Genomic DNA, 11619 nt, shown 5'->3' with positions numbered 1-11619 from the left:
GTTCGCCGACGCCGACGTCGCCGCCTTCATGAACGAGCATTTCGTCAACATCAAGGTGGACCGGGAGGAACGGCCGGACATCGACGCCGTGTACATGACGGCCACCCAGGCCATGACGGGTCAGGGCGGCTGGCCCATGACGTGTTTCCTCACCCCCGACGGCGAACCGTTCCACTGCGGTACGTACTACCCGCCCGTGCCGACGCAGGGGATGCCGTCGTTCAAGCAGGTGTTGACGGCGGTCGCGCAGGCGTGGGCCGAACGTCGCGACGAACTCGTCGAGGGCGCGGGACGCATCGTCGACCACATCGCCGAGCAGACCAAACCACTGAGTCGCCGGCCCGTCACGGCCGAGACCGTTTCGTCGGCCGTGTCGAAACTGCGCGCCGAGGTCGACCCGGAGAACGGCGGATTCGGTGGGGCGCCCAAGTTCCCGCCGTCGATGGTGCTGGAGTTCCTGCTCCGCCACTACGAGCGCACGGGCACGATGGAAGCTCTATCCATTGTGGATATGACGGCCGAGAGCATGGCGCGCGGCGGCATCTACGACCAGCTCGCCGGCGGCTTCGCACGGTACTCCGTGGACGCGACCTGGGCCGTTCCGCACTTCGAGAAGATGTTGTACGATAACGCACTGCTGTTGCGTTGCTACGCACACCTCGCGCGGCGTACCGGGTCCGCGCTGGCTCACCGCGTCGCGGGGGAGACGGCGGAGTTCCTGCTGCGGGACCTGCGCACACCGCAGGGCGGGTTCGCTTCCTCCCTCGACGCCGACACCGAGGGTGTGGAGGGCCTGACCTACGTGTGGACCCGCGAACAACTGGTGGACGTGCTCGGTCCCGACGACGGTGCGTGGGCCGCCGAGACGTTCGGGGTCACCGAGGAGGGCACGTTCGAGCGGGGAACCTCCACCCTCCGGCTTCCGCGCGACCCGGACGATCCCGCCCGGTGGATGCGGGTGACGAGCGCACTGCTCGAAGCCCGCAACGAGCGACCTCAGCCCGCCCGCGACGACAAGGTGATCGCCGCCTGGAACGGGTTGACCATCACGGCGCTCGCCGAGGCCGGTGTCGCCCTGCAACGGCCGGACTGGGTCGAGGCCGCCGTGGCCGCGGGTGAGTTCGTCCTCGACGCGCACGTGGCGGACGACGGGTTGCGACGCAGCTCCCGCGACGGCGTCGTCGGCGAGGCCGCCGGAGTGTTGGAGGACTACGGGTGCTTCGCCGAGGGACTGCTGGCCCTGCATCAGGCCACCGGCGAACCCCGGTGGTTGGTGGAGGCCACGACACTGATCGACACGGCGTTGCGGCGCTTCGGGGTGGAGGACACGCCCGGTGCCTACCACGACACGGCGGTCGACGCCGAGGAGCTCGTGCACCGGCCCAGCGACCCCACCGACAACGCGAGTCCCTCGGGGGCGTCGGCGTTGGCGAGCGCGCTGCTCACGGCGTCGGCGCTGGCCGGTCCCGAGCGGGCGGGCACGTACCGGGCCGCGTGTGAGGAGGCACTGGCCCGGGCGGGTGTGCTGGTGGAGCAGGTCCCCCGATTCGCGGGGCACTGGTTGTCGGTGGCGGAGGCGCTGTTGTCGGGGCCGGTGCAGGTCGCCGTCGTGGGCACCGATGCCGAGCAACGGGCGCGATTCGTGGAACAGGCCGCGCAGCATGTCCACGGCGGAGGTGTGGTGCTGGGCGGCGCTCCCGAGGCTGAGGGGGTTCCGCTGCTGACCGACCGTCCGTTGGTGGACGGACAGCCGGCGGCCTACGTGTGTCGGGGCTATGTCTGTGATCGTCCGGTGACGACGCCGGAAGCCCTCATTCGATCTCTCTGACCCGGCTGCGTGATCTTCGACCTGCGCGAGGAGGGTTCCTCCGGCAGGCTGGGGGCCATGGACACGCTGACGGCAGTGTTGACGCGAATGCTGGACGGTCGCCTGGCCGAAGTCCGCCGAGATGTCCGGGAACACCTGGCGAAGGAAGCGGAACACGGTGCCTTCGACACGACGCGGCTCGGTGTCACCGAACACCGCGAGCATGTCGCCCGACAACTGCGCGCCCTCGCCGAGACGAAACAGCCGGGTTTGGGGTTCCCCACCGAATACGGCGGTGGCGGTGACATCGGTGCCGCCGTGGTGTCGTTCGAGATGCTCGGCTTCGGTGACCTCTCTCTCATGGTGAAGTCCGGGGTCCAATGGGGCCTGTTCGGTGGTGCCGTGCACCTGCTCGGTACGCGTCGACACCACGAGCGCTACCTGCCCGACATCGTCTCGGGTTCGCTGCTGGGCTGCTTCGCGATGACCGAGGTGGGGCACGGCTCCGACGTGCAGGGTCTGCGGACCACGGCCACCTACGACCCGGACACCGCCGAGTTCGTCGTACACAGCCCCGATGTCCTCGCGCACAAGACCTACATCGGCAACGCGGCGCGCGACGGCCGGTTGGCGGTCGTGTTCGCCCAGCTCGTGACGGAAGGTAAGTCGCACGGCGTGCACGCGCTGCTGGTGCCGATCCGAAACGAGCGGGGCGAGGTGCTTCCCGGGATCACCGTCGAGGACAACGGACCCAAGGCGGGGCTCAACGGCGTCGACAACGGCCGGTTGGCGTTCGACCACGTACGCGTGCCACGCACGGCACTGCTCAACCGCTACGGCGACGTCTCCGAGGACGGCACCTACTCCAGCCCGATCGAAAGCGACGGCAAACGGTTCTTCACCATGCTGGGCACGCTGGTGCGCGGACGCATCAGTATCGCGGGCAGTGCGGGCAGCGCCACCAAACGAGCGTTGACCATCGCCGTCCGTTACGCCGAACGTCGCCGCCAGTTCGAAGGACCGGACGGCGACGAGGTGGTGATCCTCGACTACCTCTCCCACCAGCGTCGGTTGTTGCCCGCGCTGGCGACGACGTACGCGTTGCACTTCGCGCAGGAGGACCTCGTCGCGAAGCTGGGCGAGTTGCAGGGCGGGGGTGAGGCGGCGGGAGCCGACGACCGTGGCCAGCGGGAGTTGGAATCGTTGGCCGCCGGATTGAAGGCCGTCGCCACGTGGCATGCGACGAACACCATCCAGGCCGCTCGGGAAGCCTGCGGTGGTGCGGGGTACATGGCCGAGAACGTGCTGCCCTCGCTCAAGGCCGACACCGATGTGTTCACGACGTTCGAGGGCGACAACACGGTGCTGTTGCAGCTCGTGGCGAAAGGTCTGCTCACGAACTACAAGGACCAGTTCGAGGACTTGAGTCCACTTGCGACAGCCCGGTTCGTCGCCGAGCAGTTCGTCGGCGCGGTGATGGAACGCACGGCCGCGAGAAAGGTCGTGGAACGGCTCGTGGACGCGAGTCCGACGCGGGAGGACGACGGCGCGGTGTTCGACCGGGCGTGGCAGTGCAAACTGTTCGCCGACAGGGAGCAGCATGTGCTCGAGGGGGTGGCGCGTCGATTGCGCGCCGCGTCGCGTGACAACGCGTTCGAGGTGTTCAACAGCGCCCACGACCACGTGCTGCGGGCGGCTCGGGTGCACATCGAACGGGTCGTGCTGGATTCCTTCGTCGCGGCCGTCGCGCGTTGCGACGACGAGCGGGCGCGGGAGCTGCTGGACAAGGTGTGTGATCTGTACGTGCTGTCCATGATCGAGGCCGATCGCGCCTGGTTTCTGGAACACGGCAGGTTGACCAGTCCCAGGGCGAAGGCCGTGATCGCGGGAGTGAACCGGTTGTGCCGCGAGTTGCGTCCCCACGCACGTACGTTGGTGGACGCCTTCGCGATTCCGGAGTCGCTGGTGCGGGTGCCGATGCTGGACTGGACCTGATCGGGTCTCGGCCGCTCGGCCGTTGAGCAGACGGCCATCGGCGCCGTCGACGAGTCAGGACCGAGACGAAGGCGAGGAGGCCTTGCGTCCCGGTCCCGTGGCTCACGACAGATTCCACGTCTGTCCCAAGTGCCAGGCGGCGCAGACGTCCACGTCGAGCGCGTGCGCTGCCGCGTTGCCGCACTGTCCTTCGCCGGTGCCGGGGTCGACCGGCTGGCCGTGGCCCATGCCGGTGACTGTCACGGCCTCGACGACCGCGTTTCCGTCACTGTCCTCGTATATCTCGCGCGGGTAGCCGCCCACCGTGTCGTTGCCGTAGTCGGTGGCGTTCTGTGTGCATCCGTGCAGGACCACCACCGGCCTGCCCTCGGCGAGGCCTTCGGGAACGTACTGGAACATCTGGAGATTGCCGGGATTGGCGCCGAAGTCGGGGACCTCCGTGATGCTCGCGGTGTTCGGTGGTGCGGCGTGCGCGGACAAAGGCGCGCCCAGGAGCACTGCTGAAAGTAGGAGCAGCAGGAGACGTCGCGTGCGAGCGAAGGTGCTCACGAATCCTCCTCACGTCGTTGTGATTCCAACCACGGTAGGAAGAGGTAGCTGCTCCGGGCCATGTCAACGACAGCCACATCGAGGGCCGCGAGTGTGGGCGGCGGGCACATTTCCCGCGGTGCCGGCGGCTTCTACGGTGTCGCGAATGCGGGTGCCGTGTCGCGAATGCGGGTGCCGTCGAAACCGGAGATCACGTGATGCGAAGAAAAGCCACCACGGCTGTGCTGTCGTCCTTACTCGTCGCCGTGCCCCTGGTCGGCTCGAACATGGCTGTCGCCGAGCCCGCCCGGAGCCAGACGTGGAACTGTCCCGGGAAACACCCGGTGATCGTTCCGGGCGCACATCACCAGGTGGTGACGTGCCTGGACGATCTCACCACCACAGGCACGGTCCGTACCGGACACACCGACCCGGACGATTGGGCGGGGTTGACGCAGGAGGCACTTCCCGTGCCCGACGCGGTACCGGGCATGCAGATCGACGGCTACTTCCCCGACGACTCGGCCACCAACACCAACCGCGGCTGGAACCACGACTCGCAATTCGTCATGCGCCTGCCGGAGGACTGGAACGGTGGTCTGGTGGTGTCGGGGACACCGGGGAACCGCGAGCAGTACGCCAACGACCGGGCCATCTCCGACTGGGTCCTGTCGAAGGGGTACGCGTTCGCGGCCACGGACAAGGGCAACACCGGAGCGGAGTTCTACACCGACGGCGACCGGCCCGGTGACGCGATCGCCGAGTGGAATTTCCGCGTCACGCAACTCACGGTGGCGGCCAAGGCGGTGGTGGCCCAGCACTACCACCGCGCTCCCGAGACGACGCTCGCGACAGGACTGTCCAACGGCGGCTACCTGGTGCGCTGGCAGCTGGAGAACCATCCCGAACTCTACGACGGTGGCGTGGACTGGGAAGGGTCGCTGTGGTCGGAGGAAAGTCCGAACCTCGTGGAGTACCTGCCCGAGGTGCCCTCGGCCTACCCCCGTTACGCCGAGGGCGGTGAGGACGCCGATGCCGCGCACGCGGCGATGGTGGCGGCCGGCTTCCCCGAGGGCTCGGAGTTTCTATGGCAGTCCCACTACGAGATCTACTGGGATCTGACCCAGCGGATCTACCGCGAGGAGATTGACCCGGAATTCGCCGGTGACCTCGAAGCGGGCCATCCCTACTGCGAGCCGGGCACGCCCGCGTGCGACGCCGACTACGACTATCGGAACAGGCCGGCGGAGGTGCACGAGGCGGTCGAACGCATCGGCCTCACCGGGAAGATCGGTAAACCGCTGCTGACCGTGCACGGCACTCTCGACGTCCTGCTGCCCATCAGTGAGGATTCCGACGTCTACGCCGAGATGGTGCGCGAGCAGGGACGCGGTGACCTGCACCGTCACTACCGCATCGAGGACGGCACGCACACCGACTCGTTCGTCGACCAGCATCCCGAGAAGTTGCGGGGGCTGGCGCCGTGTCATCGCTCGGCTTTCGAAGCGTTGGAGGCCCACCTGGCCGACGGCGCGCCGCTGCCCGAGTCGGCGACGATTCCCCGCCCCGCCGACGCCACGCCGGAGGAGCTGGTCACCACGTGCGCTCTGAACTGAGCGGGAACTGACCTCTTCCGACCGGCAGCACCTCGGTCCGGAACCACCGTGCGGCGTTCGCGCGGTGTGACGGCCTGCGAGCCTGGGTTCGGCCCGCCGTGGGTGGTCAGCCCAACGCGCGCCGGTAGAGCGCTTCGATGTCTTCCCGGCGCGGCGGGGTGTCTCCGAGCACCGTCTGCATCATCAATCCGCACGTCAACGTGGCGACCATTCTCCCGGTGAGCGGGTCTGTGCGGGTACTGAACACGTCGGCCAGCGCGTTGTCCCACGCGACCGCGGCCCTGCGCAGGTGGGGTCGTTGGAGGGCGAGGGCGTAGAGGTTGTACTCGGCGATGGTGTCGGCGCGCTGTTTCGTCACCGAGTCGAGGACGAGGTCGGTGAGAGCGGCCACCAGGTCCGCGTCGGCGGGCAGGGCGGCGTTCCACTCGCGGAGGGCGGCGATGTTGCGCCGCGCCGCTTCGTCGAGGGCGACGGCGACGAGGTCGTCGAGTGTGGCGAAGTGGTAGGTGGTCGACCCCAGCGGCACGCCGGCTTCGGCGGCGACCACGCGGTGGGTCAGTGCGTTGATGCCGCGTTCGGCGATGACGGTGATGGCCGCGCGGGCGATGCGGTTGCGTCGGTCCGGGTCGTTGGGACCGCGTGTGCGTTTACGTGTCGTCGCCCCCTGCGCCGTCATGCGCGTGGCTCCCCTCCGGTTGCGCGCCCCACCGTCACGACGGTGTCCCGTCGTGCGAATCGTGCGAATCCATGACATCACACCACGTCAGACGTGGTTAACCAGCCTCACACTTCCGCTATGTACGAACGTACATATAACATGTACAAGCGTACATAAAATCTGTGGCGTGTGTCACATTAATGGAGAGGAAGGCTGGACGCCTGCCTTATGAGAGACCTCTACATCGACGGAGCCTGGACCGAGGCGACGACGTCGACCGGCGGTCGAGCCGTGCTCAACCCCTACGACGGCAGCACGGTGGCGACCGTGTCCGAAGCCGGACCGGACGACGTGGACGCCGCCGTGGGCGCCGCACGACGTGCTTTCGAATCTGGACCGTGGCGGTCCACATCGGCCCGTGAACGTGGCGATCTGCTGAGGCGAGTCGCGGAGCTGCTGCAGCGCGACCGCGAGCAGATCGCCCGGCAGGAGAGCATCGACACGGGCAAGACACTGGCCGAGGGCCGTATCGACGTCGACGACGTCACGAACGTCTTCCGCTACTACGCGGGCCTGGCCGACGCCGACGCGGGCCGCGTGGTCGACACCGGAGACCCCGGAGTGGTCAGCCGTATCGTCTACGAGCCGGTGGGCGTGTGCGCGCTCATCGCGCCGTGGAACTACCCACTGCTGCAGATCTGTTGGAAGGTCGCCCCCGCGCTGGCCGCGGGCAACACCATGGTGATCAAGCCCAGCGAGCTGACACCGCTCACCACGATCACGCTGGTCGCCCTCCTGGAGGAGGCGGGCGTGCCCCGCGGCGTGGTCAACCTCGTGCTCGGTGACGGCGAGAACGTGGGCTCGGCCATGGTGCGGCACCCGGAGGTCGACCTGGTGTCGTTCACCGGCGGCCTGGCCACCGGCCGGAAGATCATGGCGCTGGCCGCCGAGGGCGTGAAACGCGTCGCCCTCGAACTCGGCGGAAAGAACCCCAACGTCGTGTTCGCCGACGCCGACTTCGACACCGCCGTCGACTACGCGCTCGCCGCCGCGTTCGTCCACTCCGGACAAGTGTGTTCGGCGGGAGCGAGGCTGATCGTGCAGGACTCCATCCACGACGAGTTCGTCGCCGAACTGGCTCGCCGCGCCGACGCCATCCGCCTCGGCAACGGCCTCGACGAGGGCACGGAGTGCGGACCGCTCATCTCCGCCGAACATCGGGCCAAGGTCGAAAACCACATCGAACGCGCCGTGGCCGAGGGCGCGCGGCTCGTCACGGGTGGAAAACGCCCGTCCGAACCGGAGCTTTCGAACGGCTTCTTCCTGCGTCCCACCGTGTTCGCCGACTGCACCGCCGATATGACGGCCGTGCGCGAAGAGGTCTTCGGTCCCGTGGTGACGGTCGAACGGTTCAGCGACGAGGCCGAGGCCATCCGGATCGCCAACGACACCGAATACGGCCTCGCCGGCGCGGTCTGGACCAACGATGCGTCCCGTTCGCAGCGCGTGGCGAACGCCCTGCGCCACGGCACCGTGTGGATCAACGACTTCCACCCGTACGTGCCGCAGGCCGAGTGGGGCGGCTTCGGCAAATCCGGCATCGGGCGCGAGCTCGGACCGACCGGCCTCGACGAATACCGCGAGGCCAAGCACATCTACCACAACATCAACCCGGCACCCATGCGCTGGTTCGCCGGCGCGGAGAAGGAGGGCTGAAGCAGTGGCCAGGAGGTACGACTACATCATCGTGGGCGGGGGATCGGCCGGATGCGTGCTGGCCAACAGGCTCAGCGCCGACCCGTCGGTCAACGTCCTCGTGCTGGAGGCCGGCCGTCCCGACTGGATCTGGGACATCCTGATCCACATGCCGGCGGCGCTGACCATGGTCATCGGCAACCCGCTGTACGACTGGCGCTACGAGTCCGAGCCCGAGCCGTACATGAACGGTCGCCGCGTGTACCACGGTCGCGGCAAGGTACTCGGCGGGTCGAGCTCGATCAACGGCATGATCTTCCAGCGGGGCAACCCGATGGATCTGGAGCGGTGGGCCTCCGATCCGGGCATGGAGACCTGGGACTACGCCCACTGCCTGCCGTACTTCAAGCGCATGGAGAACTGCCGCGCCGGCGGCGACGAATGGCGCGGTGACGACGGCCCGCTGTGGCTGGAGCGGGGCCCCGCCAAGAACCCGCTGTTCGGCGCGTTCCTGGAAGCCGCGCAGCAGGCCGGATATCCGCTCACCGACGACGTCAACGGTTATCGGCAGGAAGGCTTCGCGCGGTTCGACCGTAACGTCCGCAACGGTCGGCGCTGGTCGGCCTCGCGGGCGTACCTGCACCCGGTCAAGCACCGGCCCAACCTCACGGTGCAGTGCCTGACGCACGTCAACCAGGTGCTGTTCAACGGCAAGCGGGCGATCGGCGTGTCGGCCACCAGGCTCGGCCGCCGGCCGGAGAACATCTACGGCGGCGAGGTCATCCTCTGCGGTGGGGCGATCAACACGCCGCAGTTGCTGCAGCTCTCCGGTGTGGGCGACTCGCGGCACCTGGAGCCGCTCGGCATCCGGACCGTCCAGGAGCTGCCTGGTGTCGGCGAGAACCTCCAGGACCACCTCGAGGTCTACGTACAGCACGCGTGCAAGCAGCCGGTGTCGTTCAACCCGGCGCTCAAGATGCACAGGCGGCCCAAGATTGGCCTGCAGTGGCTGCTCGGCCGGACCGGCCCCGCGGCGACCAACCACTTCGAGGCCGGTGGTTTCGTGCGCGGCAACGACGTCGTCGACTACCCCAACCTGATGTTCCACTTCCTGCCGATCGCGGTGCGCTACGACGGCACGCAGATCGACACACCGCACGGCTATCAGGTCCACATCGGACCGATGTACTCGGACGTCCGGGGCAGCGTCAAGATCAAGTCGGTCGACCCCAAGGCCAAGCCGGCTCTGCGGTTCAACTACCTGTCCACCGAGAACGACCGCAAGGAATGGGTTGAGGCCATCGGTGTCGCTCGCGAGATCCTGAAGCAGCCCGCGCTCGACGAGTTCAACGGCGGCGATATCTCACCGGGACCCGGCGTGCAGACCGACGAGGAGATCCTCGACTGGGTGGCACGGGACGCCGAGACCGCCTACCACCCGTCGTGCTCCGCGCGCATGGGCATCGACGAGATGTCCGTCGTCGACCCCACCAGCATGCGCGTCCACGGAACCGAGAACCTGCGAGTGGTCGACGCCTCCGCCATGCCGTATCTCACCAACGGCAACATCTACGCACCCGTGATGATGCTCGCCGAGAAGGCGTCCGACCTCATCCTGGGCAACACGCCCCTGCTGCCGGCCGACGTCCCCTACTACCGGTGTGAACGTACCCCCGAAGAAAGGTGAATCTCCGTGTCCGACAGCGGCGAACATAAGCTCGCCAAGGACAACCGCAGTATCGACATCAACCGCGTCACGTTCATCGGAGCGTCGGCGATCATCCTCGTGATCGCCCTGTGGGGGATCATCGCTCCGGGACATGCGGGGGACACCATCGGTGTCCTCGTCGGTTGGATCTCGGAAGGATTCGGCTGGTACTACATCCTGCTCGCCACGTCGATCATCGTTTTCGTGGTGTTTCTGGCCGTATCGAAGTACGGCAAGATCACTCTCGGCCCCGCGGAGTCCAAACCGGAATACAACATGTTCACGTGGGGAGCGATGCTGTTCGCCGCGGGCATCGGCATCGACCTCATGTTCTTCTCGGTCTCCGAGCCGGTGACGCAGTATCTGGACCCACCGCAGGTCGAACCGGAATCGATGGAGGCCACCCAGGACGCCGTGGTGTGGGCGTTGTTCCACTACGGCATCACCGGCTGGGCCATGTACGCGCTCATGGGTATGACGCTCGGGTACTTCGCGTTCCGCCGTGGCCTGCCGTTGGCGGTTCGGTCGGCGCTGTATCCGCTCATCGGTAAGCGCATCCACGGTCGTGCCGGTCACGCAGTGGACATCGCCGCCTCCTTGGGCACGGTGTTCGGCGTCGCGACCTCGCTGGGTATCGGCGTGGTGCAGCTGAACTTCGGGTTGAACTTCCTGTTCGGCATACCGCAGGGAACGGCGGCGCAGACCGGGCTCATCGTGCTGGCGGTACTGCTGGCCACGGTGTCCGCGGTTTCCGGCGTCGACAAGGGAATTCGGCGACTGTCGCAGCTCAACGTGATCCTCGCGGGGCTGTTGATGCTGTTCATCCTGTTCGCCGACAACCCGGTGTACCTGCTGGACGCGTTGGTGCTCAACATCGGTGACTATCTCGCCAATTTCGGCGACATGACGTTGAACACCTTCGCCTACGACCGGCCCACCGAGTGGCTCAACTCCTGGACACTGTTCTTTTGGGCCTGGTGGATCGCGTGGGCGCCGTTCGTCGGTCTGTTCCTCGCCCGCATCTCGCGGGGGCGCACGATCCGGCAGTTCGTGGCCGCGACCTTGATCATCCCGTTCTTGTTCACGGCCGCGTTCCTGTCGGTGTTCGGCAACAGCGCCCTGCGACTCGTGCGCCAGGGCAACGAGGAATTCGGCCAGGTCGCGGCGAACACTCCCGAGCAGGGCTTCTACACGTTGCTGGCGCAGTATCCGGGAGTGACGTTCAGCGCGGGCCTGGCCACGGTGGTCGGCCTGCTGTTCTACGTCACCTCGGCCGACTCGGGCGCCCTGGTGCTGGGCAACCTGACGTCGAAGCTGCCGACGCCCACCGCCGAGGCCACGTCGGGGGTCCGGGTGTTCTGGTCCGCCGTCATCGGCGTGCTGACCTTGGCGATGCTCATCGTCGGCGGGGTCGGGACGCTTCAGAACGCCACCATCATCATGGGGCTGCCGTTCTCGGTGGTGATGGTGCTGGTGATGTGGGGCTTGTACAAGGCGCTACGCCAGGAAGGACAGGGCACCGACCAGTTCCTGCCGGCGGGTGGGTCCGAGGGCAAGTCCGACGCCGAGTCCGAAAGGGTCGCCGCGAAACGGTGAGGTCCGAGTGTGGAAC

At 67.4% G+C, this 11619-nt stretch carries 8 protein-coding genes; 6 read left to right on the top strand and 2 right to left on the bottom strand.

What is annotated here, in order from left to right:
- Together M7H19_RS00130 and M7H19_RS00125 are read left to right on the top strand one after the other, a co-directional pair.
- Nucleotides 1–1828: thioredoxin domain-containing protein (locus tag M7H19_RS00130; RefSeq protein ID WP_298175561.1), on the top strand; the 1828-nt coding region annotated here is incomplete at its 5' end.
- A gap of 57 nt (nt 1829–1885) precedes the next feature.
- Nucleotides 1886–3802: an acyl-CoA dehydrogenase gene (locus M7H19_RS00125; protein WP_298175563.1), complete on the top strand. Its 1917-nt coding sequence runs from the start codon at nt 1886–1888 to the stop codon at nt 3800–3802.
- A 102-nt stretch (nt 3803–3904) separates the two neighbouring features.
- Here M7H19_RS00125 and M7H19_RS00120 read toward each other — a convergent pair whose 3' ends face one another.
- Nucleotides 3905–4351 carry a hypothetical protein gene (locus tag M7H19_RS00120; RefSeq protein ID WP_298175559.1) on the bottom strand — a complete coding sequence of 149 codons (447 nt, stop codon included), beginning with the start codon at nt 4349–4351 and terminating at the stop codon, nt 3905–3907.
- 197 nt (nt 4352–4548) lie between these two features.
- Between M7H19_RS00120 and M7H19_RS00115 the strand changes: the two genes are divergently transcribed.
- A complete protein-coding gene (locus tag M7H19_RS00115) occupies nt 4549–5946 on the top strand; it encodes a tannase/feruloyl esterase family alpha/beta hydrolase (RefSeq protein ID WP_298175557.1) in 1398 nt (465 codons plus the stop codon).
- A gap of 106 nt (nt 5947–6052) precedes the next feature.
- Here M7H19_RS00115 and M7H19_RS00110 read toward each other — a convergent pair whose 3' ends face one another.
- Entirely contained in the window at nt 6053–6622 is a 570-nt protein-coding gene (locus tag M7H19_RS00110; RefSeq protein ID WP_298175555.1) for a TetR family transcriptional regulator, read from the bottom strand.
- 210 nt (nt 6623–6832) lie between these two features.
- Here M7H19_RS00110 and M7H19_RS00105 point away from each other — a divergent pair, with 210 nt between their 5' ends.
- From M7H19_RS00105 to betT, 3 genes are read left to right on the top strand one after another with little or no spacing between them, the layout of a single operon-like run.
- Nucleotides 6833–8320, top strand: a complete 1488-nt coding sequence (locus tag M7H19_RS00105; protein ID WP_298175553.1) for an aldehyde dehydrogenase family protein — start codon at nt 6833–6835, stop codon at nt 8318–8320.
- A gap of 4 nt (nt 8321–8324) precedes the next feature.
- A complete protein-coding gene (gene betA / locus M7H19_RS00100; RefSeq protein WP_298175551.1) occupies nt 8325–9986 on the top strand; it encodes a choline dehydrogenase in 1662 nt (553 codons plus the stop codon).
- Nucleotides 9987–9992: 6 nt separating this feature from the next.
- The gene (gene betT, locus M7H19_RS00095) at nt 9993–11603 is read left to right on the top strand and encodes a choline BCCT transporter BetT (RefSeq protein WP_298175549.1); all 1611 of its coding nucleotides are present in this window, start codon (nt 9993–9995) and stop codon (nt 11601–11603) included.
- Nucleotides 11604–11619 lie beyond the last annotated feature (16 nt).

This window comes from Saccharomonospora sp. (genome assembly GCF_027317685.1).
Classification (GTDB): Bacteria; Actinomycetota; Actinomycetes; order Mycobacteriales; family Pseudonocardiaceae; genus Saccharomonospora.
Note: the sequence above shows the minus strand (reverse complement) of the source record. Positions and strands in the feature narration are given on the sequence as shown.

Excerpts from the sequence above, each read along its gene's own strand:
- M7H19_RS00125 (WP_298175563.1), top strand. The coding sequence starts at position 1,886 with ATGGACACGCTGACGGCAGTGTTGACGCGAATGCTGGACGGTCGCCTG.
- M7H19_RS00115 (WP_298175557.1), top strand. The coding sequence starts at position 4,549 with ATGCGAAGAAAAGCCACCACGGCTGTGCTGTCGTCCTTACTCGTCGCC.
- M7H19_RS00110 (WP_298175555.1), bottom strand. The coding sequence starts at position 6,622 with ATGACGGCGCAGGGGGCGACGACACGTAAACGCACACGCGGTCCCAAC.
- M7H19_RS00105 (WP_298175553.1), top strand. The coding sequence starts at position 6,833 with ATGAGAGACCTCTACATCGACGGAGCCTGGACCGAGGCGACGACGTCG.